Annotated in this window: 23 protein-coding genes; 12 read left to right on the top strand and 11 right to left on the bottom strand. The window is 68.4% G+C overall.

Translation table 11 applies throughout. The features are described from left to right. Window positions 1–76: 76 nt before the first annotated feature. Entirely contained in the window at window positions 77–1,531 is a 1,455-nt protein-coding gene (locus WS69_RS03595) for an aminotransferase-like domain-containing protein (RefSeq protein ID WP_059469441.1), read from the bottom strand. A gap of 145 nt (window positions 1,532–1,676) precedes the next feature. On the opposite strand from WS69_RS03595, the gene WS69_RS03590 reads away from it, so the two are divergent. The 7 genes from WS69_RS03590 to WS69_RS03560 all read left to right on the top strand — a co-directional run bounded on the left by WS69_RS03590 (window position 1,677) and on the right by WS69_RS03560 (window position 9,901). Further along, window positions 1,677–2,360, top strand: a complete 684-nt coding sequence (locus WS69_RS03590; RefSeq protein ID WP_059469440.1) for a VOC family protein — start codon at window positions 1,677–1,679, stop codon at window positions 2,358–2,360. A 61-nt stretch (window positions 2,361–2,421) separates the two neighbouring features. Next, on the top strand, window positions 2,422–3,330 hold the full coding sequence (locus tag WS69_RS03585) for a DMT family transporter (protein WP_059469439.1): 909 nt from the start codon (window positions 2,422–2,424) through the stop codon (window positions 3,328–3,330). A gap of 60 nt (window positions 3,331–3,390) precedes the next feature. Then, window positions 3,391–4,572 (top strand): aminotransferase-like domain-containing protein, encoded by a 1,182-nt coding sequence (locus WS69_RS03580; RefSeq protein WP_059469438.1) that lies wholly within the window; start codon window positions 3,391–3,393, stop codon window positions 4,570–4,572. 51 nt (window positions 4,573–4,623) lie between these two features. Further along, complete coding sequence (locus WS69_RS03575; RefSeq protein WP_059469437.1) at window positions 4,624–5,082, top strand: RidA family protein; 459 nt, start codon at window positions 4,624–4,626, stop codon at window positions 5,080–5,082. A 4-nt stretch (window positions 5,083–5,086) separates the two neighbouring features. Beyond that, a complete protein-coding gene (locus WS69_RS03570) occupies window positions 5,087–5,983 on the top strand; it encodes a PhzF family phenazine biosynthesis protein (protein WP_059469436.1) in 897 nt (298 codons plus the stop codon). Between the two features lie 195 nt (window positions 5,984–6,178). Continuing rightward, on the top strand, window positions 6,179–8,539 hold the full coding sequence (locus WS69_RS03565) for a bifunctional diguanylate cyclase/phosphodiesterase (RefSeq protein ID WP_059469435.1): 2,361 nt from the start codon (window positions 6,179–6,181) through the stop codon (window positions 8,537–8,539). 153 nt (window positions 8,540–8,692) lie between these two features. Continuing rightward, window positions 8,693–9,901: a chromate transporter gene (locus tag WS69_RS03560; RefSeq protein ID WP_059469434.1), complete on the top strand. Its 1,209-nt coding sequence runs from the start codon at window positions 8,693–8,695 to the stop codon at window positions 9,899–9,901. Between the two features lie 193 nt (window positions 9,902–10,094). On the opposite strand, the gene WS69_RS03555 is transcribed toward WS69_RS03560, so the two are convergent. From WS69_RS03555 to WS69_RS03545, 3 genes are all read right to left on the bottom strand, one after another. Beyond that, window positions 10,095–11,120: a histone deacetylase family protein gene (locus WS69_RS03555; RefSeq protein WP_059469433.1), complete on the bottom strand. Its 1,026-nt coding sequence runs from the start codon at window positions 11,118–11,120 to the stop codon at window positions 10,095–10,097. A gap of 269 nt (window positions 11,121–11,389) precedes the next feature. Beyond that, window positions 11,390–12,649, bottom strand: a complete 1,260-nt coding sequence (locus WS69_RS03550; RefSeq protein ID WP_059469432.1) for a Zn-dependent hydrolase — start codon at window positions 12,647–12,649, stop codon at window positions 11,390–11,392. Window position 12,650: 1 nt separating this feature from the next. Then, window positions 12,651–13,964 (bottom strand): MFS transporter, encoded by a 1,314-nt coding sequence (locus WS69_RS03545; RefSeq protein WP_059469510.1) that lies wholly within the window; start codon window positions 13,962–13,964, stop codon window positions 12,651–12,653. Window positions 13,965–14,172: 208 nt separating this feature from the next. On the opposite strand from WS69_RS03545, the gene WS69_RS03540 reads away from it, so the two are divergent. Beyond that, window positions 14,173–15,135 carry a LysR family transcriptional regulator gene (locus WS69_RS03540; RefSeq protein WP_059469431.1) on the top strand — a complete coding sequence of 321 codons (963 nt, stop codon included), beginning with the start codon at window positions 14,173–14,175 and terminating at the stop codon, window positions 15,133–15,135. A 188-nt stretch (window positions 15,136–15,323) separates the two neighbouring features. Here WS69_RS03540 and WS69_RS35615 read toward each other — a convergent pair whose 3' ends face one another. The 4 genes from WS69_RS35615 to WS69_RS33985 form a co-directional block, all read right to left on the bottom strand. Beyond that, window positions 15,324–15,470, bottom strand: coding sequence for a hypothetical protein (locus WS69_RS35615; RefSeq protein WP_442854884.1), 147 nt, complete (start codon window positions 15,468–15,470; stop codon window positions 15,324–15,326). Beyond that, a complete protein-coding gene (locus tag WS69_RS03535; protein WP_442854882.1) occupies window positions 15,401–15,958 on the bottom strand; it encodes a group II intron maturase-specific domain-containing protein in 558 nt (185 codons plus the stop codon). Before WS69_RS03535 ends, WS69_RS35615 begins: the two co-directional genes overlap by 70 nt. Window positions 15,959–16,143: 185 nt before the next feature. Continuing rightward, complete coding sequence (locus WS69_RS03530) at window positions 16,144–16,650, bottom strand: acyl-CoA thioesterase (RefSeq protein WP_059469430.1); 507 nt, start codon at window positions 16,648–16,650, stop codon at window positions 16,144–16,146. Window positions 16,651–16,855: 205 nt separating this feature from the next. After that, the gene (locus tag WS69_RS33985) at window positions 16,856–16,996 is read right to left on the bottom strand and encodes a hypothetical protein (protein WP_197419197.1); all 141 of its coding nucleotides are present in this window, start codon (window positions 16,994–16,996) and stop codon (window positions 16,856–16,858) included. Window positions 16,997–17,231: 235 nt separating this feature from the next. Here WS69_RS33985 and WS69_RS03525 point away from each other — a divergent pair, with 235 nt between their 5' ends. Both WS69_RS03525 and WS69_RS03520 read left to right on the top strand, forming a co-directional pair. Then, window positions 17,232–17,942, top strand: coding sequence for an ArsR/SmtB family transcription factor (locus WS69_RS03525; protein ID WP_059469429.1), 711 nt, complete (start codon window positions 17,232–17,234; stop codon window positions 17,940–17,942). Window positions 17,943–18,103: 161 nt separating this feature from the next. Beyond that, a complete protein-coding gene (locus tag WS69_RS03520; RefSeq protein ID WP_059469509.1) occupies window positions 18,104–20,665 on the top strand; it encodes a DUF6600 domain-containing protein in 2,562 nt (853 codons plus the stop codon). A gap of 99 nt (window positions 20,666–20,764) precedes the next feature. Here WS69_RS03520 and WS69_RS03515 read toward each other — a convergent pair whose 3' ends face one another. From WS69_RS03515 to WS69_RS34460, 3 genes are read right to left on the bottom strand one after another with little or no spacing between them, the layout of a single operon-like run. Then, window positions 20,765–21,736, bottom strand: a complete 972-nt coding sequence (locus WS69_RS03515) for a thymidylate synthase (protein WP_059469428.1) — start codon at window positions 21,734–21,736, stop codon at window positions 20,765–20,767. Between the two features lie 56 nt (window positions 21,737–21,792). Continuing rightward, complete coding sequence (locus WS69_RS03510; protein WP_231747067.1) at window positions 21,793–23,124, bottom strand: sigma-54 dependent transcriptional regulator; 1,332 nt, start codon at window positions 23,122–23,124, stop codon at window positions 21,793–21,795. Then, the gene (locus tag WS69_RS34460; protein ID WP_231747070.1) at window positions 23,037–23,441 is read right to left on the bottom strand and encodes a hypothetical protein; all 405 of its coding nucleotides are present in this window, start codon (window positions 23,439–23,441) and stop codon (window positions 23,037–23,039) included. The genes WS69_RS03510 and WS69_RS34460 overlap by 88 nt, the downstream gene beginning before the upstream one ends. A 265-nt stretch (window positions 23,442–23,706) precedes the next feature. Between WS69_RS34460 and WS69_RS03505 the strand changes: the two genes are divergently transcribed. Next, on the top strand, window positions 23,707–24,072 hold the full coding sequence (locus WS69_RS03505; protein WP_059469426.1) for a hypothetical protein: 366 nt from the start codon (window positions 23,707–23,709) through the stop codon (window positions 24,070–24,072). A gap of 64 nt (window positions 24,073–24,136) precedes the next feature. Continuing rightward, a complete protein-coding gene (locus WS69_RS32910; protein ID WP_156437921.1) occupies window positions 24,137–24,832 on the top strand; it encodes a hypothetical protein in 696 nt (231 codons plus the stop codon). The last annotated feature ends 586 nt before the right edge of the window (window positions 24,833–25,418 follow it).

Below are 25,418 nucleotides of genomic sequence, written 5' to 3'. Positions count from 1 at the left end.
CACGACCCCACAGGAGTCGGCGCGCGGCATCCCGCAACGCTCGACCGCGCCACAAGTTGGGGCGCTTGCGGGAATTTCAAGAGGCGCGGCGATTCACGCTGCCGAGATAGCGGCCAAGGAACGCCTGCAGCGCGGGATCGCCGCAGTTCGCGACGTTGAAACGGGTCCAGGTCGACGGCGACTGCTGCGGTGAAAACAGGCTGCCCGGCGTGAGCAGGAAGCCCTCCTCGTGCGCGGCCGCGGCGAGCGCGTCCGAATCGACGCCCGTGTCGGCCCACAGGAACATCCCGGCCGCCGGCATCGTGAAGAGCCGCATCCCGGTGCGCTCGAGCATCCGCGCGGTCTTGTCGCGCACGCCGTCGAGCCGCGCGCGCAGCCGCTCGACGTGGCGCCGGTAGTGCCCTTCCGTCAGCACCTTGTACAGCACGCGCTCGTTGAGCTCGGGCGTCGTCATCCCGGCGAGCATCTTCTGGTCCGTCAGCGCCTTCGCGAGCTCCGGCGCGCACGCGATGTAGCCGACCCGCAGGTTCGCCGCGAGCGTCTTCGAATAGCTGCCGAGGAAGATCACGCGCTTCAGCTGGTCGAGGCTCGCGAGGCGCGTCGCCGGATAGCTCGGCGGGCACAGGTCGCCGTAGACGTCGTCTTCGACGACGAGAAAATCGTACGCCTCGGCGAGCTTCAGGATCCGGAACGCCCGCGCGGCCGACAGCGACGTGCCCGTCGGATTGTGCAGCACCGAGTTGATCACGAGCATCTTCGGACGCCACATCTGCACGAGGTTCTCGAGCGCGTCGAGATCGGGGCCGTCGGGCGTGTACGGCATCCCGACGAGCTGCGCGCCCTGCGACGCGAAGCGGCCGAACATCTGGAACCAGGCCGGATCGCCGACGATCACCGCGTCGCCCGGCCGCACGCAGAGGCGCGAGATCAGGTCGATCGCCTGCGTGATGCCGGACACGAGCACGAGCTGGTCAGGCGTCGCGCCGATCTCGATTTCGGCCAGGCGCGTCTGTAGCTGCTGGCGCAGCGGCAGGAAGCCCTGCGCGCTGCCGAAGCCGAGCATCTGCGCGCCCGCCTGCCGGCCGAGCGCGCGCAACGCGCTCGTGATCAGCTCGCCGTCGAGCCAGCGGCTCGGCAGATAGCCGAGTCCCGGCCCCTTTTCCGGGCTGACCGTGTGCAGCATGTTGCGCAGCAGCCAGACGACGTCGATCGTGTTGTGCACCGGCTGCGCCTGTCCGCCGTCAGGCCCGGCGACAGGCTGCGGCCCCGGCGCGCGCTCGCGCACGTAGAAGCCCGACCCGCGCCGCGAATCGAGATAGCCTTGCGCGACAAGCCGCTCGTACGCCTCGACGACCGTGAAGCGCGACACGCTCTTGTCGACCGCGAGCTTGCGGATCGACGGCATCCGCATGCCGGGCCGGAACACGCGCTCGTCGATCCGGCGGCGCGCCCACTGCACGAGCTGGTCGACGAGCGTGAGCGTCGCGGTATCGTGCGGCGCGGGAATCTGCGCAAGCGGAACGGTGGACATCGCAGGCCTCCAACTGTACCGAAGAGTATCGCAGCGATTGTACCGTTACTGTGCCGGTCGCCGCGATTACAGTTTTTCGACGGCGATGCGGCGCAATGGCGCACGTCCGCCGGGAAACCAGTCCCGATTCCTCGCTTTTCGTTCGATGGCAGCGCATTCACTGAAACTCGATCATCTCGTCGTCGCCGCGCGCACGCTCGAAGAAGGCGTCGCGTACGTCGCGGACACGCTCGGTCTGGCGCCCGCGGGCGGCGGCGCGCATCCGTCGATGCGCACGCACAATCGCCTGTTCGGCCTGTGGGGCGGCGCGTATCTCGAAGTGATCGCGCCCGATCCCGACGCCCCCCCGCCCGCCGACGGCGAGGCGCGGCCGCGCCTCTTCGGCCTCGACGATCCAGCGACGCGGGCGCGCCTCGAACAAGGCCCGTACCTCGCGCACTGGGTCGCGCGCGTCGATCGTCCGCGCCAGCTCGACCTGTGGCAGCGCCAGTACCCGGCGCGGATTGCCCGCGTCGTGCCGATGACGCGCGGCGACTTCGGCTGGCGGCTGACGGTGCCCGACGACGGCTCGCTGCCCGCGTGGCGGCACGCGGGCGACGGCGTGCTGCCGTCGCTGATCCAGTGGAACGACGCGCGCCACCCGGCCGACACGCTGCCGCACGGCGGCGTCGCGCTGAGGGCGCTCAAGGGCGCGCACCCGCAGGCGGACGCCGTGCGCGAGCAACTCGTCTGGCTGAACGCGGCGCACCTGATCGACCTCGACGCGGGCGAGACGCCCGCGCTCGCCGCCGAATTCGACACGCCCGCGGGCGTGCGCACGCTGCGCTAGCCGCGCGGCGGCCCGCTCCCTCATTCCGATGTCCGACAACCCATATCGACGGAGACACCTCATGGATTCGCGCGAAACCCGCGGCATGCTGCTCGGCTTGATCGGCGTGATGATCTTCAGCCTGACGCTGCCGATGACGCGCATCGTCGTCACCGAATTCCATCCGCTGCTGAACGGGCTCGGACGCGCGCTCGCCGCCGCGGCGCCGGCCGGGCTGCTGCTGTGGCTGCGCCGCGAGCGCGTGCCGACCCGCGCTCAATTGAAGAGCCTCGCTGTCGTGTCGGCGGGCGTGATCGTCGCGTTTCCGGTGTTCTCCGCGTGGGCGATGAAGACCGTGCCCGCCGCGCACGGCGCGGTCGTCAACGGGCTGCAGTCGCTCCTCGTCGCGCTGTATGCGGCGTGGCTGTCGCGCGAGCGGCCGTCGAAGGCGTTCTGGGCAAGCGCCGTGACGGGCAGCGCGCTCGTCGTCGCGTTCGCGTTGCGCGACGGCGGCGGCGCGCTGCAGCCGGGCGACCTGCTGATGCTCGTCGCGGTCGGCATCGGCGCGCTCGGCTACGCGGAAGGCGCGCGCCTCGCGCGCGAGATCGGCGGCTGGCAGGTGATCTGCTGGGCGCTCGTCGTATCCGCGCCGCTCCTCGTGCTGCCCGTCGGCTGGCTCGCCTGGGCGCACCACGCGGCGCACCCGGGCCCGGTGTCGCTGCGCGTGTGGCTCGCGTTCGGCTACGTGACGCTGTTCTCGCAGTTCATCGGCTTCTTCGCTTGGTACGCGGGCCTCGCGATGGGCGGCACAGCGCGCGTCGGCCAGGTGCAGCTGCTGCAGATCTTCTTCACGATCGCGTTTTCGGCGCTCTTCTTCGGCGAGACTGTCTCGCCGTCGACGTGGCTCTTCGCCGCCGCCGTGATCGCGACCGTCGTGCTCGGCCGGCGCGCCGCCGTGAGCACCGCGCCGCAACCGGCTCGCGCCGCCTGATTTGACGAGCGATAATCGCCCCTTTCATCCGAACGACCGACGATACCGACCGAGGAGACCATGAATCCGAGCGATCTCAAGCCGCCCCACTGGGCCCTGTCCGAACGCGCACGCAAGCTCACGAGCTCGGCGATCCGCGAGATCCTGAAAGTGACCGAGCGCCCCGGGGTCATCTCGTTCGCAGGCGGCCTGCCGTCGCCCGCGACGTTCCCAGCCGGGCGGATGCGCGAGGCCGCCGACCGCGTGCTGCGCGACTCGCCCGCCGCCGCGCTGCAATACAGCGCGACGGAAGGCTTTCTGCCGCTGCGCGAGTGGATCGCCGAGCGCTATCGCGTGCGCACGACCCAGGTGCTCGTCACGACGGGCTCGCAGCAGGCGCTCGATCTCCTCGGCAAGGTGCTGATCGATCCGGCAAGCCGCGTGCTCGTCGAAACGCCGACCTACCTCGGCGCGCTGCAGTCGTTCTCGCTCTTCGAGCCGACCTACGTGCAGGTGCCGACCGACGACGCCGGCCTCATGCCCGACGCGCTCACGCCCGAGCTGACGAAGGACGCGCGCCTGTTGTACGCGCAACCGAATTTCCAGAATCCGACGGGCCGCCGCCTGCCCGTCGAGCGCCGCCGCGCGCTCGCCGCGTTCGCGCAGACGAGCCCGTTCCCGGTGCTCGAGGACGATCCGTACGGCGCGCTCAACTACGCGGGCGAGCCGCTGCCGACGATGCTGTCGATGGCGCCCGATCACGTCGTCCATCTCGGCACGTTCTCGAAAGTGCTCGCGCCCGGCCTGCGGATCGGCTATATCATTGCGCCCGAGGAACTGCACTTCAAGCTCGTGCAGGCGAAGCAGGCGACGGACCTGCACACGCCGTCGCTCACGCAGCACATCGCATACGAAGTGATCCAGGACGGCTTTCTCGACGAGCACATCCCGACGATCCGCCGGCTCTACAGCGCGCAGTGCGAAGCGATGCTCGCGTCGCTTGCGCGGCACATGCCGGAAGGCGTGAGCTGGAACCGCCCGGAAGGCGGGATGTTCATCTGGGTGAAGCTGCCCGAGCAGATCGACAGCATGCAGCTCCTCGACGCGGCCGTCGCGAACAACGTCGCGTTCGTGCCGGGCGCGCCGTTCTTCGCGAACGACCCGCGGAAGAACACGCTGCGGCTGTCGTTCGTCACGGTGCCGCCGGAAAAGATCGAAGAAGGCGTCGCGCGGCTCGGCAAGCTGTTGCGCGAGCGTCTGTGACGCTTTACGCTCGTTCACCCATTCACGATTGACTCACGAGGACAGAATCAGATGGCAAACGTCTACGACAAACTGAAGGATCTCGGCATCGACCTGCCGGTCGCGGGTGCGCCCGCCGCCGCCTACGTGATGAGCGCGCAAAGCGGCAACACCGTCTATCTGTCGGGCCACATCGCGAAGAAGGACGGCAAGGTGTGGGCCGGCAAGCTCGGCCACGACGTCACGACCGAAGAAGGCAAGGCGGCGGCGCGCGCGGTTGCGATCGACCTGCTCGCGACGCTGCATGCGCACACGGGCGACCTGAACAAGATCGAGCGCATCGTCAAGGTGATGAGCCTCGTCAACTCGACGCTCGAGTTCACCGAGCAGCACATCGTGACGAACGGCGCGTCGGAACTGATCGCCGCCGTGTTCGGCGATGCGGGCAAGCACGCGCGCTCGGCGTTCGGCGTCGCGCAGATCCCGCTCGGCGCGTGCGTCGAGATCGAACTGATCGCCGAAGTCGCGTAACGCGATGCCGGCCGCTCCGGGCGCCGTGGAAACGGTACGCTTCAAGCAGGTCGACGTGTTCACGTCGGTGCCGTTCAAGGGCAATCCGCTCGCCGTCGTATTCGATGCGGATGCGCTCTGCGACGCCGACATGCGCATGATCGCGCGCTGGACCAACCTGTCCGAGACCGCGTTTCTCGTCGCGCCGACCGATCCCGCCGCGGACTACCGCGTGCGAATCTTCACGCCGGGCGGCGAACTGCCGTTCGCGGGCCACCCGACGCTCGGCGCCGCGCACGCGTTTCTCGACGCGGGCGCGCAGCCGAAGACGCCCGGGCGGCTCGTCCAGCAATGCGGCGCGGGGCTCGTCGAGCTCGCCAAGCACGGCGGCGGCTGGGCATTCGCCGCGCCGCCCGCGCGCGTGACGCCGCTGCCCGAGCGCGACTGGCCGGCGCTCGCGGCCGCGCTACGCACCGGCGCGATCGATTTCGACATGCCGCCGCAAGCGGTCGACAACGGCGCGCCGTGGCTCGTCGTGCGGCTCGCGTCGGCCGCCGACTGCCTCGCGCTCGCGCCGGACCATGCGGCGCTCGCGCCGATCGTCGTCGCGCTCGGCGCGGACGGCCTCGCCGCCTACGCGCCGCACCCGGCGGGCGGCCCGGCGACGTTCGAAGTACGCTGCCTGATGACGGGCGACGCGTTCGGCGTGGGCGAAGACCCCGTGACCGGCAGCGCGAACGCGGCAATCGCGGGCCTCCTCGCGCAAGCCGGGCGCCGCCCGGGGCGCAGCTACACCGTGCGCCAGGGCACGGCGCTCGGCCGCGACGGCCGCGTCGCGGTCGATTACGACGACGCCGCCGGCAAGATCTGGATCGGCGGCGGCGCCGTCACGCTCGTCGACGGCAGCATCCGGCTGCGCTGAGCCGCGTTTTCGCCCGGCCGCGCGGGCCGCGCGCGGGACCGGTCCCCTCCTTGCCCGGTTAGCGATATCCTGATCACGCTAAATTAAAGACTGACCATTCAGTAATATCGGGCCTCGTCTATTGTCTTCTTTATCGGCCCGTTTACTCGGTTATCCTGTTGGATCGCCCATGCGCGCAAGGACACTTTTCGTCCGATGAGTTCGTCTCGGTCACATGCCGCCCGCGCCGCGCGGTCGGTACGCGCGACACGCAGGTCGCGCCGCCGCCGCGCGCTGTTCGCGATTCCGCTCCTCGGCACGCTCGCGCTCGCGCTGCTTTGGGTGGCGATCATCGCGCGCCTGTCCGTCGAGAAGGACAGCGCGTACCGCGAGGCCGTCGCGTCGGCCGCGATCCTGTCGACGGCGCTCGAGCAGCACACGGTCAAGGCGATCCACCAGGTCGACCAGATCACCCGCTTCGTCAAGTACGAGTTCGAGAAGTCGCCCGCGCATTTCAACCTCGCGAGCACCGTCGAAAAAGGCGTCGTGCCGAGCGACACGCTGATCCAGGTGTCGCTCCTCGACTCGCGCGGCCGCCTCTTCGCGAACACGGCCGACCCGCATCCGAAGCCGATCGACCTGTCCGACCGCGAGCACTTCAAAGTGCACTTGCAGCACAACGGCGACGAGCTCTACATCAGCAAGCCGGTGCTCGGCCGCGTGTCCCGCCACTGGACGCTGCAGATGACGCGACGCCTGAACCATCCGGACGGCTCGTTCGCCGGGGTCGTCGTCGTGTCCGAGGATCCGACCTACTTCACGAACGACTTCTACAACAACGCGACGCTCGGCAAGGACGGCGTGATCGCCGTGATCTCGGACACGGGCGCCGTGCTCGCGCGCAGCACCGGCTCCGCGCAGAAAACGCCCGGCGCGTTCTCGGCATCGGGCGTGTATCCGGTATCGGAGCGCGCATCGGGCACCTACGTCGATCCGATCGACGGCATCGTGCGCATCGTGTCGTACCGCCATCTCGACGGCTATCCGCTCGGCGTGATGATCGGCCTGTCGCAGGCGGACGAGCTCGCCGACTACCACCACACGCGCAACGTCTACCTGCTGATGACGAGCTTCATCACGCTCGCGATGCTCGCGTTCTTCGGCGTCGCGACGGGCCTGATCGGCAAGCTGCTCGGCCGCGAGCGCGAGATGACGCAGCTCGCCGAATACGACCTGCTGACGGGCCTCGCGAACCGCTACGCGACGCTGCGCAGCCTGCGCAACGACGTCGCGCTGCCGTCGAACCTGTCGCGGCTCGCGATCCTCTTCATCGATCTCGACAACTTCAAGACCGTCAACGACACGCTCGGCCACAACGCGGGCGACATCGTGCTGCAGATGACGGCCGCGCGCCTGTCCGACGCGGTGATAAACGAAGGCGCGCTGGCGCGGATCGGCGGCGACGAGTTCGTCGTCGTGGTGAAGGGCGACGATGTCGAGCGGCACGCCGAGCGCCTCGCGGAGGCGATCGTCCGGATGTTCGCCGAGCCGTTCGACGTGCGCGGCAGCTCGTTCGTGCTCCACGCGAGCATCGGCATCGCACTGCATTCGGTCGAGAACGAAAGCGAGATCGACCTCCTGAAGAAGGCTGACCTCGCGATGTACAGCGCGAAGGACGCCGGCAAGAACTGCTATCAGTTCTACGCGCCGCACCTGTCGCATCGCGCGGATCATCTGATGCGCTGGGAGCAGCAATTGCGCGTCGCGCTGTCGGACGGGCAACTCTTCCTCGCCTACCAGCCGAAGATCGACCTCACGTACCGCTGCATCACCGGCTTCGAGGCGCTCGTGCGCTGGGATCATCCGGAGCACGGCGTGATCTCCGCGAACGAATTCATTTCGATTGCCGAATCGACGGGACTCATCGTTCCGATCGGCGACTTCGTGATCCGCACCGCGTGCGAGCAGCTCGCGCGCTGGCGCAGCGAAGGCCACGACAAGCTCACGCTCGCCGTCAACATTTCGCCCGTGCAGTTCTGGCGCGGCGACCTGATCGACACGATCTCGCGCGCGCTCGTCGAGACCGGGATCGAGGCGCGCCGCCTCGAACTCGAGATCACCGAGACCGCGATGATGGAATACCCTGAGCTCGTGTCGGAAAAGATCGTCTCGCTGAAGAAGCTCGGCATCCGCGTCGCGCTCGACGATTTCGGCACCGGCTATTCATCGCTGTCGTACCTGCACCGCTTCTCGGTCGACACGCTGAAGGTCGACCGCTCGTTCATCCAGGCGATCCCGGCCGACCGCAGCGTCTGCGTGATGGTGTCGTCGATCGTGCACCTCGCGCGTTCGCTCGGGCTCACGGTCGTCGTCGAAGGAACGGAGACAGAAGAGCAGATCGCGTGGCTCACCGCGCTCGGCCGGATCGAGGCGCAAGGCTTCCTGTTCTCGCGGCCCGTGCCCGCCGACGGCATTCCGGCCCTTCTCGCGCGCTTCGGCGTCTGCGGCGGCGACGGCGCGCACGCGGCCCGCCGCGACACCGCCAGTACGACTAAACAATCGTTCGACAGCGACTAAACAGCGCACCCCCGTCCGCGCCGCGGCCTCCGGCGGCAGTCACGAGGTGCGTACTCGTTTTTGCTCATACAAGAAATGCGTCGGCGGGTGCACAATGAAACGTGCGACGCACATGTGGCCGCGGTGCGTCCAAGACCGCACCTGGACACCATCATGACAATCACAAGCGTGGATGCCGCGTTTTGCGGCGAACGAGAATCGCTGTGGGCGTTGTTCAAGACCGTGGCAGGCATATCCGCCGTGTCGTGGGGCGGTCTTGCGATGATGGCGCAACTCGAGCGGCATTACGTCGACCACGAGCAGCGCATCGATCCGCTGTCGTTCGCCGATCTCATCGCGCTCGCGTGGATGATGCCCGGCCCCGTCGGCTGCAACGTCGCGGTTCAGGTCGGCCACGCGCTGCGCGGCCGCACCGGCGCATGGATCGCCGGCACGGCGAGCGTGCTGCCGTTCTTCGGCGCGATGACGCTCTTCGCGATCTTTTATCAGACGCCGCTCGTACGCTCGCTCGCGTCGCCCGTGCTGCTGCATCATTTCGGGATGGTGCTCGCCGCGCTGATCGGGCTCACATGGTTCAGGCAAGTTCGCGCGCTCGTGCACGCGCCGCTGGAACGCGCGGTCGCCGCGCTCGCGACGGTGCTGCTCGCGCTCGCGCACAGCCCGGCTGCGTTCGTCGCGATCCTCTTCGCCGCGTTCGCGGCCGGCTGGCTTTCGAGCGGGCGACGGCGCAACGAAGCGCTGCGGCTCACGCTGCCCGCGCGGGAATGGCGGCTGCTCGTATCGTTGGCGATCCCGATCACGCTGTTCGCGCTGCCTCTGCCGATCGAATACGAATCGCCACTGCTCTGGCCGCGCCTCGCGGGCGCCGGCATGACGCTTTTCGGCGGTGGCTTCTCCGCGCTGCCCGTGCTGAAGTCGCTATTCGTCACGCGCGCGACGGGCATCACCGAGCAGGACTTCATGCTCGCGTTCACGCTGTCGCCCGTATCGCCCGGGCCGCTCCTGAACGTCGTGCCGTTTCTCGGCTATCTCGAGGACGGCTGGCGCGGCGCGCTGCTGTCGACCGTTGCGCTGTTCGTGCCGTCCGGCTGCCTCGTCATATTCGCGCGGCGGCACGTCGAGCGTCTGAAGCTCCATCCGCGCTTCGCGGGCGGCATGCGCGTGCTGCGCGCGGCGACCACCGCGTTCCTCGCGATCGCAGCCGTGCGCCTCGTCGCGAAGACGCCCGTCGAGCCGGTGTACTGGGCAACAGGCGTGATCGCGTGGCTGTGCCTCGCGCGATTCAAGGTGCCCGTCTATGCGATATACGGCGCGGTCGCGGCGGCATGCGGCGGCTGGTTGATCCTAGCCGCGCATGGGTGAGCGCCGTCTGCGCTAGGTTGTATCGTTTCGTTGTTGCATTTCGTTGTTGCATTTCGTTGTTGCATCTCGCCCCGCTCTCCGCTCTCCGCTCTCCGCTCTCCGCTCGCCGTTCCCTCGCAGCTCATTCCATTGCTTCGTTACTTTTCGCGCTGCCCCGCGCGTACCGCTTGCCGCGCGTATCCACACCGCCGCGTCAGCCGCGCGCCGCGCCGAATCCGCCGAAGAACGCCTGCGCATTCGCTTCGAGACTCTCGATGTGATAGCCGCCCTCCTGCACGATGACGGTCGGCAGCCGCATCCCGCCGATCAGGTTTCCTAACTTGCCGAAACCCTCCGTCGTCACCGCGACCTGCGACTGCGGATCGTCGCGATAGATGTCGAAGCCGAGCGACAGCACGAGCGCATCCGGCGCGAAGCGCCGCAACTCGCGCAGCGCGTCGTCGACGCGCTCGAAGAACACCGCTTCGCTCGATCCGTGCGGCATCGGCAGATTCACGTTGTAGCCGTAGCCGTCGCCCGCGCCGCGCTCGTCGTCGAAGCCCGCGACGGCCGGATAGTAGTTCGTCGGATCGCCGTGGATCGACACGTAGAGCACGTCGCGCCGCGCGTAGAAGATCTCCTGGATGCCCTGGCCGTGGTGCATGTCGGTGTCGAGGATCGCGACACGCGCATGGCGTGCGCGCAACGCCTGCGCGGCGATCGCCGCGTTGTTCAGGTAGCAGAAACCGCCCGCCGCGTCGACGCGCGCATGATGGCCGGGCGGCCGGCACAGCGCGTACGCTTCGCGCGCGCCGTCCCGCACCGCCGCCGCCGCCGCGAGCGCGCTCTGCGCGGACCAGTACGCGGCGCGCCACGTGTCGGCGCCGACCGGGCAGCTACCGTCCGCGAGATAGCGGCCCGCCTGCGCGAGCACGCCGCGCAGCGCGTTCGGCTCGCGCACGAAGATGTTCGACATCACTTCGTCGCCCCAATCCTCGGGCATCTTCTTCCATTCGCGATGCGCGGTTTCGAGAAAGCGCAGGTAGCCCACGTCGTGCACGGCCGCGATCGGCGCGATGCCGAAGTCGACCGGCTCGCGCACCGCGAAGCCCATCGCAAGAGCCGCCGCGGCGAGCCGCGCCGCGCGATCGGGCACCTCCTGCGGCGTGCGCATCCGGCCGCGCGAATAGTACGTGCGCGGATGATGCAGCGATTGATCGGGGTGGAAGTAAGTGAGCATCTTGCGTTCCTCGGTTTGGTCGGGCGGGCAGTGCGGCGCCCGTTATCGGTTATCGGATTGCAGGGGCGGTAGTGCTCGTTCGGCGTTCGGCGTTCGGCGTTCGGCGTTCGGCGTTCGGCGTTCGGCGTTCGGCGTTCAATGTCCGAATGCGCTTCGATTCGGCAATCGTCGAATCGGCATCGATCGAATCGATGTCCATCGACAGCCGACGATCGTTTCGATGTGCGCCCGTTCGACGTCTCGCGCTTCGTCGCTCGACGATCCAGCGCTCATCGATCCGCCACGCCCGCGCGATCGAGCACCGCGCCGAGCAGCACGTTCGCGCCGCGCGTCGCGTCGTCGGGCAGCACATCCTCGGCTTCGTTGTGCGACAACCCGCCGACGCACGGAATGAACACCATCGCGCTCGGGCAGTGCTTCGCGAGATGGATCGCGTCGTGCCCGGCGCCGCTCGCGATCCGTTCGTGCCGATAGCCGAAGCGCTCGGCCGCGGCCTCGACGCTCGCGACGCAAGCCGCATCGAACGGCGTCGCGGGGCTTGTCCAGTGCGTCGACGCGTCGATGCGCAAGCCGCGCTGCGCAGCGATGCGCGCGCAGACATCGGCCGCCGCGCGCGCCATCTCGTCGAGCGTCGCGTCGTCCGGATGGCGCAAGTCGAGCGTGAACACGACCGCGCCCGCGATCGTGTTGCGCGACGCATTCGGAATCCCGACGCAGCCGATCGTCGCGAGCCCGTGTGGCGCGAAGTCCGCGAGCATCCGTTCGATTCCGTCCGCGATCTGCGCGAAGCCGAACAGTGCGTCGCGACGATGCGCGATCGGCGTCGTTCCCGCATGCGCGGGCTGGCCCGCGATCGTCACGTCGAGCCAGCGGATCGCCTGCCCGCCCGTCACGACGCCGATCTCGGCGCCGTTCGCCTCGAGCACCGGCCCCTGCTCGATATGCGCTTCGAAGTACGCATCGATCGCCGGCCGCGCCGCCGGCCGCGCGCCGCGATAACCGATCCGATCGAGCGCGTCGGCAAGCGTCGCCTGCGCGGCGTCGCGCACGGCGAGTGCATCGGCTAGCGGCATCACGCCCGCGGCCACCGCCGAACCGAGCATCGCAGGTGCAAAGCGCGCGCCCTCCTCATTGGTCCACGACACGATCTCGATCGGCTTGCGCGTGACGATCGCCGCATCGTTCAAGCTGCGCACGACCTCGAGCGCGGCGAGCACGCCGTAGGCGCCGTCGAAGCGCCCGCCTTCCGGCTGCGTGTCGAGATGGCTGCCGATCAGGACGGGCGGCGCCCCGGCGTTCGCGCCCGCGCGGCGTGCGAACAGATTGCCGATCTCGTCGACGCTGACCGCGAGCCCTGCGTCGCGACACCAGCGCGCGAACAGATCGCGGCCGCGCCTGTCGTCGTCGGTCGCGGCGAGCCGCCGCACGCCGCCGTTCGCGGTCCCGCCGATCCGGGCCATCTCGGCGAGCGAACGCCACAGTCGCTCGCCGTTCACGGCGGGCGATCGCCGATCGAATGCGGACGTCATGTCAGCGCGCCTCCAATACTTCGTTACCCGAAGCACCGCGGGCCGAGCGGCGCGCATCCAGCGCGACGATGCTCACGAGCGACAGCCCCGCAAGACACGTATAGAACAGCGCGAGCGGCAGCCACGCGCCCGCATGGCGATGCGCGAGCCACGTGCCGACGAGCGGCGTGAGCCCGCCCGCGAGCGCGCCGCACACCTGGTACGACAGCGAGATCGCCGAATAGCGGATGCGCGCCGGGAACACGCCGGACACGAAGCCCGCGATCACCGAATAGAAGCCCGCCATGCACACGACCGCGAGCGCGATGCCGACGACGATCGCGCCGGGCCGCCCGCTCGTCACGAGCGTGAACATCGGATACGGCGACGCCATCGCCGCGACGGCCGCGAGCTTCAGGAAGCGTGCGCCGCCGAGCTTCTCGGCGAGCCACGCGGCGACGGGCTGCGCGACGAACTGGATGATCGCGACCGCGAACAGGCAATCGAGGATCGTCGAGCGCGAAATGCCGAGCTGCTGCGTCGTGTACGCGATCATGAACGTGTTCGTGAAGTACACGCCGGCGATGCCGATCGTGTTCGCGCCGATGCACAGCAGCACGAGGCCCGACGCCGAGCGGAACACGTCGGCGATCGGCAGCTTCGCGGTCGCGCGCGTCCGCTTGACCGCCTCGAACTCGGGCGATTCGTTGACGCCGAGCCGGATCACGATCCCGACGATCAAAAGCACCGCGCTCGCGAGAAACGGCAGACGCCAGCCCCACGCGAGGAAATCGGCCTTGTCGAGCGACGTGACCGCGCGAAACGCGACGAGCGACAGGATGAGCCCCGCCGGGCTGCCGAGCTGCGCGAACGACGCGAAGAACGTGCGCCGTCCTTCGGGCGCGTGCTCGCCCGCCATCAGCACCGCGCCGCCCCACTCGCCGCCGACCGCGACGCCCTGCACGATCCGCAGCAGCACGAGCAGCACGGGCGCGAGCGTGCCGACGCGCTCGTAGCTCGGCAAGAGGCCGATGCAGACGGTCGCGACGCCCATCATCGCGAGCGTCGTCGTCAGCGCCTTCTTGCGGCCGATCCGGTCGCCGAGATGGCCGAACACGATGCCGCCGAGCGGCCGCGCGAAAAAGCCGACCGCGAACGTGCCGAACGACGCCATCGTGCTGACGAACGGGTCGCCGGACGGAAAGTACAGCTCGCCGAACACGAGCGCGGCGGCAGTCGCATAGATGTAGAAGTCGTACCACTCGATCATCGTGCCGACGAACGCGGCGCCGGCGGCGCGCACCGGCTGGCGCACAGACGGTTGGGGGGCAGTCATCGCGGAATCTCCTCTCTGCTCACGCGCGGCGCCCGGCGATTCGGCGGGTGCGCGCTCGACATGCTGCGGGCCCGTCGCTTTGCGCCCGCGCCACGCGCAAGCGGCTGCGCGCAGCACGTTTATCGCCATCCATTAACTATTAGTCAAATTTCGGCTTATTATCTACGGCATTATTTTTACTAATGTCAGTCGCCGGAGACTCGCCGCCATGCGCCCCGCCGCCGTCCGTTTCCTGAACGACCGCCTCGACTGGAACCTGCTGCGCACGTTCCTCGTCATCATGCAGGAGCGCAGCGTGAGCCGCGCCGCCGCGCGGCTGCACGTCACGCAGCCGGCCATGAGCCAGGCGCTCAAGCGGCTCGAGGACACACTCGGCCACACGCTGATCCAGCGCCGCGGCCCGCACTTCGAGCCGACCCACGCGGGCGCCGAGGTATACCGGATCGCGAGCGAGATCTACGGCACGATCTCGCAGCTCGACACCGAGCTCGACGACGCCGCGGCCGACCTGACGGGCTCGATCCGGCTGCTGTCGGTGAGCCGCATCGAATCGGGCGTCTACGACTCCTTCCTTGCCGACTTCCACCGGCAATATCCGCGCGTCGATCTGCAGATCGAAGTGATGCGCTCGTCCGACATCATCTCGTCGCTGCTGCAGAAAACCGCGACGGCGGGCCTGAGCCTCTGCCGCAACCCGGTCGACAAACTCGCACGCACGCCGTTCCTGCGGCAGCGCTACGCGATCTTCTGCGGCCGCCACCATCGCCTCTACGGCCAAACGCAACTGACGACGAACGATCTGCTCGCGGAGAACTTCGTGTCGTTTACGAGCGACCAGATCGGCGACAGCCTGTCGCCGCTCACCGTGTTCCGCGACCAGAAGGGCTTCACGGGACGCATCGTCGCGGCGTCGCCGAGCCTCGACGAAGTGCGGCGTCTCATCTTCGCGGGCTACGGGATCGGCTGCCTGCCCGAGCACATCGTCCGCGACGATCTCGTGCGCCAGCGGCTCTGGCGGCTCCCGCCGGAAGAAGGCCTCGTCGACATCGACATCTTCTTGCTGTGGCATCGCGAGCGGAAGATGAACGCGGCCGAGCACGCGTTCCTCGAAGGCTTCGAGCGCGCGATGCAGCGCTACGCGCTCGATGAGCGGCTGTCGGTCGAGCCGTGACGCGGCGCGCGACGATGCGTTCGCGCAAAATTTGGATAGGGGCAGGCCTCGCGGCCCGCCCCCTTCGACATACATGGACGTACGGGTCCGGACACGGCGGTTCGGATCGGTTAATCGGTTTGGTTTGCGACGATGGAAGACCCAGAGAGGCGAGATACCGGTTCGACAGGGCGATGCTCAGCGCTGAGCTACAGCTCAGCCGCCAGACACCGTGGGGTGAACCCACGGTCTGGGCGGCAAGGTTGCTGATTGACGCCGCGTGCAGTCAGTTCCTGGAATCGGGTAGGCGTCTGTTTTCGCTGCTTCCAGAGGAAGCAGCGGAAACATCGCCGAATCCACGCATCCAGTTTCTGAAGAGCGCCCGGCGTCTCGCAGAACCCAAAGTAGCCTCGCCACGGTTCATCAGCAGGCGGCTGTTGCGCCACCATCGCCGACCGTTCGCGGCCACCCGGCGAGCATCCTCTTTCGAAGCGCCCAGCGCCAACATCCCCCGGTACATCGTCGCACCTCGTCTCCAATGCTTGAGCTGCACTGCTCGCAGCCGGTGCCTGATCCACTCGTCGAGTTCAGGGAACACCTTCGGCGTCTGCGCGAGCTGGAAGTACGCTTTCCAGCCCGGCATATACGCTTTCAGTCGCTCCGCCACCGCCGGCAGGCTTCGCCCGCCCGAGCGGCGTGTCATCTCCCGGATGCGTTGCTTGAAGGTCTCCTGCGCCTTCCACGACACCGCGCATTTGATCCGGCCGCCTGCGCCACGCCATAGCGCGTCGCCCAGAAACTGGCGGCCCGTCCACGCTTCCCTCCCACATTCGGTCGCCCTCATGCAGTTGCGCTTCGCTTCATTCGCCGTGACCAGCTTATGGGCGGGACTTTCTCCCGCAGGAGAGTGCGCCCATGCTGGGCGCACCATGAAAAACGCCGCGAGCGATCGCGGCGTCTTTGCATCGATGCGCGTAGCGTCCCGCGTTCACGCGCCCGTTCGGACGCGCGACGAACGCCGATACGCGTTCACACTTCCCCTTTCGCGACTTCCTCGGGCTTGAGCTCGACGATCTTGTCGAGCGCGGTCCGCACTTCCATCGCATATTGCGCGAGCCGCTTCTGCTCGTCGGTGACGGGCACGAACGGCGGCACCGGCACCGGGTTGCCGTTCTCGTCGACCGCGACGAACACGACGAGACAATCGGTCGTCTGGCGCAGCACGCCGCCCTTCGGGTCGCCCGCGTGCACCGACACGTGGATGTGCATGCTCGTGCGGCCCGTCGCGACGACGCGCGCCTTCAGCTCGACGAGATTGCCGACGAGGATCGGCCGCTGGAAGCGGATGTTGCCGACGCTCACCGTCACGCAATAGCGGCTCGACCAGATCGCCGCGCACGCGTACGCGGTCTCGTCGATCCATTTCATCAGCGCGCCGCCGTGCACCTTGCCGCCGAAGTTCACGGACGTCGGCTCGGCGAGGAAGCGGAAAACGGTTTCGGTGCGATCAAGCGGCGCGGGGGGCGTGGCGGGCATCTCGGCTGGCTCCGGTTCTGCGGTGTGGCGGGAAAGGAGACGATTATACGTTGCACTGCGACATAGCGCCGCGCCCGCCGTGCGTGCGTGCGTGCGTGCGTGCGTGCGTGCGTGCGTGCGTGCGGGCGTGCGGGCGGGCGGGCGGGGGGGCGACGCGCGGCGCGGGAGCGGCGCGTGCCCGCGCACCGCTTTCGGCATCGCGCCGTCAGTTGCGGATCGTCACGCCCTGATCGATCGTGCCGTACATCTCGATGCGGCCGGTGCCGGCGCCGGATGTGCCAGCGCCGCCGGACACGCAGCCCGCACAGAGGATGGCGGCAATGAGGGTTGCAACAAGCGTTTTCATCGAAAGAAGCATCATCGAGCGGCCGGTGTGCCGCGACGGCGCGCCGGCGAATCATCGGACGTCGCATTTTACGCGTGCCGCCGTCGCGGGCGCGAAAGACGAAACGAAAGTCAGGGCTAAAGCGCGCGACGCAGCCACGCACACGGCGAAGCGCATTCGATATTTCACCCCGAACTGAAACATCGAATGCGATCCGCGCCTACACTCGAAGCCGTATCCCCTCCGAGGTCCAACGATGTCCGTTTCCGATCGCCACCACCACTTTCCCGGCCTGAGCCGCCTCGCTGCGCTGCTCGCCGACCCCGGACGCGCCGCGATGCTCTGGGCGCTGATGGACGGCAGCGCGCGCCCCGCGGGCGAGCTGACGATGATCGCCGGGCTGTCGCCGTCGGCGGCGAGCGCGCATCTCGCGCGACTCGCGGACGGCGGCCTGCTCGCGCTCGACGTGCGCGGCCGCCATCGCTACTACCGGATCGCGTCGCCCGACATCGCCGCGGCGATCGAGGCGCTCGCAAACGTCGCGCAGGCGGCCGCGCCACAGCGCCCGACCCCGCAGCCGGCACGCACGGTGCCGCCCGACATGCGCTACGCGCGCACCTGCTACGACCACATGGCGGGCGAGCTCGCAGTGCAGGTGTTCGAGCGGCTGATGTCGCGCGGCTGGCTTGCGACGGCGGACGGCGCGCTCGACGCGACCGCCGCGGGCGCCGCGCAATTCGCGCAATGGGGCATCGACGTCGGCGGCCAGCGCGCGAAGCGCCGCCGCTTCGCATGCACGTGCCCGGACTGGAGCGAGCGCCGTCCGCACCTGGGCGGCGCGCTCGGCGCGGCGCTCCTCGACAGCTTCTGCCGGCACGGCTGGATCGAGCACGCGGGCAAGCCGCGCGTACTGCGCGTGACGCCCGCCGGCCAGCGCGAATTCGACGCGCTGCTTACCGGCGAATGACGCGCGCTTTCATCGTTCTGACGAATTCCCGTGCATCGACAAGTCTTGTTACACGCACGTCAAATCACATTACAAAACGACCGTCCCTGAAACATGCCGAGCGGATAGAGTGAACTCATACGGCGCGTGCCACGCCGGACATAACAGAGACAATGATGACCATGCTTGCCGCTCGTAATCCGCTTGCGCTTTCGCGCATCGCCCGTCACACGCTCATCGCCGTCGCCGCGCTCGCCGCGCTGCCGCCGGCCATCGCTCAGACCGTCGACGCGCAGCCCGCCGGCATCGCCCGGCAAACGGGCGGCGATCCGCCGAGCCGCGTCGCGCGCCTCAACTACTTGTCGGGCGCCGTGACGACCGAGCCCGCGGGCGCGAGCGACTGGTCGTACGCGGCGGTCAACCGCCCGCTTACGACGGGCGACCAGTTGTGGAACGACTCGGGCGCGCGCTCCGAGCTGCACATCGGCTCGACCGCGGTGCGCCTCGGGCAGTCGACGAGCCTGTCGATCCTCAATCTCGACGACACGAACACGCAGCTCAAGGTGCCGCTCGGCACGCTGTCGACGCACGTGCGCGAGCTGCCGCCCGGCGCGTCGTACGAGATCGACACGCCGAACCTCGCGCTCGCCGTCGGCGCCCCCGGCGACTACCGCGTCGACGTCGCATCCGACGGATCGAGCACGACCGTCAGCGTGCGGCGCGGCAGCGCAACCGTCTACGGCGACGGCACGCAGATGCCGGTATCGGCCGGACAGCGGGTCGTCTTCACGGGCACCGGGCTGCAGGTCGCGGACACGGGCGCCGTGCCGCCGCCCGACGGTCTCGACGACTGGGCCGCGAGCCGCGACGCCGCCGAGGAACGCTCGGTGACGGCCCGCTACGTGTCGCGCGAAATCCCGGGCTACCAGGATCTCGACGCAAACGGGACGTGGCGCGACGACCCCGATTACGGCGAAGTGTGGGTGCCGAGCGCAGTGCCCGCCGGCTGGGCGCCGTACCACACCGGCCACTGGATCTGGCAGGCGCCGTGGGGCTGGACCTGGGTCGACGACGAGCCGTGGGGCTTCGCACCGTACCACTACGGCCGCTGGGCGTACGTCGACGACTCGTGGGCATGGGTGCCGGGCCCGCTCGTCGTCAGTGCGCCGCCGTGCTACGCGCCTGCGCTCGTCGCGTTCGTCGGCGGAGGCGGCGGCGGCTTCGACTGGAGCGTGGGCCTCGCGGTCGGCGGAATCGCGGCGGCGGGCGTCGCATGGTTCCCGCTCGGCCCGCACGACCCGTGGCGGCCGAGCTGGGGCGGCTGGAGCCCACGCTACTACCAGCACGTGAACCAGACGGTGATCGTGAACAACGTCAACAACATCAACGTCAACAAGACGGTGAACGTGACGAACATCCACAACACGTACGTGAACTTCCGTGCGCCGAACGCGGTGACGGCCGTGCCCGCGACCGCGTTCGTCCATGGGCAGCCGGTGTCGCGCTTCGCGCACAAGGTCGATCCGCAGCAATGGCGCAACGCGCATATCGGCTCGGGCGCGCCCGGTGTCGCGCCGGTGCGGCAGAGCTTCAACGGCGCGCTGCGCAGCGCCGCGTACCGGCCGCCCGCGGCCGCCGAGCAGCGCTCGATCGTCGCGACGCGCAACCCCGTCGTGCCGGCCGCGTATCGCGACCAGCTCGCCGCGCATCTCGCGCAAAGCGGCGCGCGGGTGCCGGGCGCGGGCGCGCCCGTCGTGAAGACCGCAGTGCCGCCGAACTATGCGATGCGGCCCATGCGTTCGCCCGAAAACACGGGCGCGCCGAACCGCTGGGCGATGCGCAACGTGCAGCTCGTCGACACGCACGTGCCCGTCGCGCAGCCGGGACGCGGACCGCAGGGCGGCGTCGGCAATCCAGCCGCGCGCGCGGGCGAGCGACCGCAGCCGCCGAACATGCCGCAGCCGAATGCAGCCCAACCGAATACCGCGCAGCCGAACATCGCACGTCCCGGTATCCCGCAGCCGGGCGGCGCGCAGCTTAACGCGCCGCACGCGCCTGCCGTTCCGGGCGCGACCGCCGGGCCGCAAAACGCGATGCGGCCGAATGCCGCGCCGTCGATCAACAACGGCGTGCCGCGGCCGCCCGCGGCCGGCAACAACCCGGGCGCGCGCAATGAAGCACGCGCGCCGGGCGAAGCGCAGCGCCCGCAGCCGTCGTGGACACAACCGCATCCGCCGATCGGGCAGCAACGCGCGAACGGCGGCCAGTCGCGTGAGAGCGGCACGCCGAATCCGCCGCTCAATTACCGGTCGCCGACGCAGAACGCAGTGCCGCCGATCCGTTCGACGCCAACGCCGACGCACGCCGCGCCGCAGCCCGCCGAGCGCGCACAGCCGCAGCCGGGCTCGCCTGCGCCGCGCAACGAAATGCGCGCTGCCGAAGCGCCGCGCGCCGCACCGCGCGAAATGCCGCGCCAGGAAGTCGCGCCGCCCGCGCCGCGCAACGAATATCGCGCGCCCGCCCCTGCGCCGCGTCCGCAAATGGAAGCCCCGCGGATGGAAGCGCCGCGGATGCCGGCTCCGCGCATGGAAGCGCCGCGGATGGAGCCGCGTCCCGCGCCGCCGCCGCCGCAAGCCGCGCCGCACAGTCCGCCGCCCGCGCCGCGCCAGGAGCCTCCGCGTCAGGTGCGTCCGGATCAGCAGCATGGCTTCGATGCACATCGCGACGAGCGTCGGCACGCATGAACGGGCCGGCCGGCATCGACAAAAAAACCCACGAAATTCGTGGGTTTTTTGTGGGTCGGATGACGAACGAACCACGCGTCACCCGCGCCGCTCGATCGCTCAGACGGCCATCGGCGCGGTCAGCGGCTCGTGATGACGATAGCCGACGAGCGAGAAATCCGACGGCTCGACGCGCTCGAGCCACTCCGGCTCGTACTTGCCCGTCTTCGCGTAATCGGGCACACGCTCGGCGATTTCGAGCCGCGGGCTCTCGAACGGCTCGCGCTCGAGCTGCTGCTTCAGCATGTCGAGCTGATTCTCGTAGATGTGCGCATCACCGATGAAGTAAGTGAACCAGCGCGGCGCGTAGCCGGTCAGCCGGCCGACGAGCGCCAGGAGCGCCGCGCCTTCCGCGAGGTTGAACGGCGTGCCGAGCCCGACGTCGTTGCTGCGGATGTACAGGCACAGCGAGATCTCGCGTCGCTCGACGTTCGGCAGGAACTGGTACAGCAGATGACACGCGGGCAGCGCGATCTCGTCGAGCACCGCGGGGTTCCAGCCGTGGAACAAAATGCGGCGGCTCGACGGATCGCGCTCGATCGTGTCGAGGCAGTCGCGCAATTGATCGATCGCCTTGTGGAGCAGCACCTTGCGCGCGCCGTCCTCTCCGAATCGAGCGACGACGCGAAAGCCGCGCGACGTCGCATCGGCGATCTGCGCGTCGGCGTGCGCGTCGAGCACCTTGTAGCCCGGCCAGCGTCGCCACTGAACGCCGTACACATCGCCGAGATCGTCGTCGCCGCGGCGATACGGATTCGCGAGCCACTGCGCGTTCTCATTCGCATTCGCGTCCCAGACCTTGCAGCCGAGCGCGCGGAAGTCGGCCGCGCTGCGCTTTGCGCGCAGGAAACCGACGAGCTCGCCGATCGCCGACTTGAACGCGAGCTTCTTCGTCGTCACGGCGGGAAAGCCCTGCTGCAGATCGAAGCGCAGCATCGCGCCGGGTATGCTGATCGTGCGTATGCCCGTACGGTTGCTTTGCCAGGCGCCGGCGTCGAGAATGGTGCGAACGAGGTCGAGATACTGTTTCATGCGGGTTCCTCCGGCCGCGGGAAGCGGCCGTGCCCGCCATTTTAGCAAGGCCCGCGCTAGCAGGCCCGACGCAGGTCCTCGTCGCGCTTCCCGCGCGCGCTGCCGTCGTCGCGCATCCCGTACGCGCAAAGCAGCCGATAGAGCGTCACGCGCGACACGCCGAGCTCGCGCGCGGCGTCCGCGAGCCGGCCGCGATGCCGCAGCAGCGCGACTTCGATCGCATGCCGCTCGGCGCTCTCGCGCGCCTCCTCGAGCGACATCGGCGCGACCTCCGCGTAGTTCGACAGCTCGAGATCGGCCGCGCTGATCATGCGCCCTTCCGACATCACGATCGCGCGCCGGACCCGGTTGATCAACTCGCGCACGTTGCCCGGCCACGCGTAGTTGTGAAGCGCCGCGATCGCGTCGGGCGTGAAGCCGCGCAGCCGCCGGTGCGCATCGCCCTTGAAGCGCTCGAGCATGTGCTTCGCGAGGATCTCGATGTCCTTGCCGCGCTCGCGCAACGGCGGCTCCTCGAGCTTCAGCACGCACAGCCGGTGATACAAGTCTTCGCGGAAGCGCCCGTTGCGCAGCGCGACCTGCATGTCGACATGCGTCGCGGAGATGATCCGCACGTCGACCGAAATCGACGCATGTCCGCCGACGCGCTCGACCTTGTGCTCCTGCAGGAAGCGCAACAGGCTCGCCTGGCTCTCGAACGGCAGATCGCCGATCTCGTCGAGGAACAGCGTGCCGCCGTTCGCGGCTTCGATGCGGCCGATCTTGCGCTGGTTCGCGCCGGTGAACGCGCCGCGCTCGTAGCCGAACAGCTCGGCTTGCAGGAGCGTTGGCGGAATCGCGCCGCAGTTGATCGCGACGAAAGGCGCATTCGCGCGCGCCGAGCGCTCGTGAATCGCGACCGCCGTCAGTTCCTTGCCGGTCCCCGATTCGCCGGAGATGAACACAGGCGCGTCGGTCGCGGCGACCTTGCGGATCATCTTGAAGAGCGCGAGCATCGCATCGCAGGTGCCGACCATCTCGCCTTCGTTGCGCACGGTCGCGGCGGCGGGCGCGAGCCCTTCCGACAGCGTGACCATCCCATACGCGTGGCCGACCGACTCGACGATGCGCTCGCGCTCGTAAGGCACCGTCACGTAATCGAAGCAGTAATCGCGCACGAGCCGGCGCACCGCCTCTTCTTCCATCTGCCCCCGTCGCGTCATCGCGATCCAGCCGACGTTCGGCGTCTTCAGACTCGCTTCGAGCTCGCGCAATTCCGCAGCCCCGACTCCGCACGAAAAATCGAGCAACCCGCCGGCAATCACGCCTCGCGCGGCGGAACGCCGCATCTCGCGCGGCGAATCGACAACGTCGGCCTGCCATCCATGCTGGTCGAAACAGCGCTGCAGATCCGCATTCGGACGATGGGAATAGTAAATGAGATGCCTTGCCGCAACATCCATGACGCCACCCAGTCAATCGATTTGCGTCGCGCGGCCTGGCACAGGTGCGCGACGGAACCGAGCCGGGATCTACGAAAAGGACTCGGCTCGTCATTTTTCACTTCCACTGGAACTGCGTTCCCCGTAGATCGACGCTTGGCTCGAAAATCAGAGGCGGTGGTCACGGCCGCCCCCCATTTTTCGGATCTGTGTTGTTTCAGCCTACTGACAAGCGCACGACAAAGCAAATGAATTAAATCATCTTTTTTCAGCATCGGCTGCATCAAATCAATTGCATTCCTCTGCTGATATTCCGAAAGACTGTATCTAACGATTCGCTTAATTCGTCGTGCGCTTGAATGGAAGATTAGATTAATCCGTCGATTTTTGAATCAGCGGTATTCCCGATCGGCCGTTTCAAAGCTGAAACGTTTTGCACGTGTTTGGCCGTACCCCGATTCGTCCGCGCATTCGGGCAGCTCGTCCAGTCAACGGATGGCGCGCGGTGGCATGTATTTCGCTCGATCACCGGCAAACCGGAGAGACGTCATGCGCATCGCCGCTTGTCTTGCCTATCGACCACATCTCATCGTCACAGTGCTCACGGTATTGTTTGCGGCGTTGTCGCCTTTCGTCGCAATCGCGCACGAAAACGATACATACCGGAACGTCGACAAGCAGCCCGTGCATGTCACCGCTGCCGAATGGACCGAGCGTTTCGTGCATGTCGATGCCGGCGTATTCGCGCGACAGCGGGAGCGTGTGGCGGCCTCTGTTCCCGTCGCGACGCCGCTCTCCGGCCGCAGCGCGGCCGTGACGCTGTGGGACGAGATTGGGCCGCCGACACCGCTGCCCGTGCCGTCCGATGCGCAGCGCACGGTTCGAGGCGACGGCACGAGCTATACGAGGCGATGACGGACTCGCATGTAAAGGGCCAGGCCCACCGCGACAAAACCACGCAAGACGAAGAGGAGACGAGATGGCTGTACTGCCCGACGCCTCGCAGCCGTCGTCGCGCCGCGCGTTGCACGCTTTGCGGACCGGTTCCGCCGCCGCAATCGTGCGCGTTGAGCCGATGGGCGCGGTTCCAGGCAGCGCGATCTGCACGCATGCGATCGCATCGCGCGGCGCGCGTCGACAGGCGCTGCGCATTCGCGATGATCACGATCATCACGACGTCGCGGTTTCGCGCGAGCAGCCGCGCCACACGAGCGCGACCGATGCGCGGAACACGGCCGCCGCATCTCGCCCCAGTCCGAAGCACTCACGCATCTCCATCCGTCTCGCTCGGAACGGCGCATCGCATGCGACGACGAGCGCCGGATGCATCGCATTGCCGAATCCGCGGGGTCCGTCGCCCGCGCATCGGCATGCGGGCACAGCAGGTCTTCAGCGCGACAGCGTCGCAACCCGCACGCTGAGCGCGAAAGCGGAAACCGCCTCGGATAGCGAACTATCCGAGGCGGTCCCTAAACACGGAAGTCTGGGACAGCCGGCGGGGGGGCATGAAATGCAGCGGGCATTGCGCCACGGCGACGCGCTCGCGCATCTCATCGGAATCGTCCAGGTCATCCAGATAGCCGGAGCCGTTCATGCAACGGCGAACGTTTTGGTGCTCCGTCCCCCGGCGGGCACTCTTTTTGGCAGCAGAATCCATACATGTCGGAGTGTCTGATGAAACGCCTCTTCGTTGCATCGGCGATGATGCTTGCGTCGGCAATCGGTTTCGCGTTCGCTTCGCCGCTCCCCCCCGCTCCACACGGCGCAACCGGCCTCACGCCGCGCGCGGACCTGTCCCGCTGGTTGGCGCGCGCCGATCGCGTCGATGCAGCGCGCGACGGCCTCGCCGCGACGGCCGCCGACGATCGGCCAATCGCGCCGGTGTCGAGCGCCTCGTGCGGCATGCACCGTCGCTGCGACTCGCATCGCACACGATCCGCGCGCAATATCGCCGGCGATGCGCGACTGCGCTCGCGCATCGCCGATCGGAACCGCGCATCGCTCGCTGCGTATCGATCGCCGCTTGTCGATTTGTCGTCCAATCGTTCGGGCGATCCGCCGCACGACGCGCACGAATCGACATCGACATCGAATCGCGCGACCGACTCGGGTCTCGGCGATCCGCAGCACACGCCTTCGATGCATGACGGCCGCTCATTCGTCGCATCGAAGTGCGTCGTTCAGCCAAGCGATCGGGATCGCGCGGTATACGTCTCGACGAATGCGAATATGTCGGCGCCGGCGAACACGCCGAGACATTC

This window comes from Burkholderia sp. BDU5 (assembly GCF_001522845.1).
GTDB lineage: Bacteria > Pseudomonadota > Gammaproteobacteria > Burkholderiales > Burkholderiaceae > Burkholderia > Burkholderia mayonis.
The sequence above is the reverse complement of the archived record's forward strand: the minus strand, read 5'-3'. Positions and strand labels throughout refer to the sequence as shown.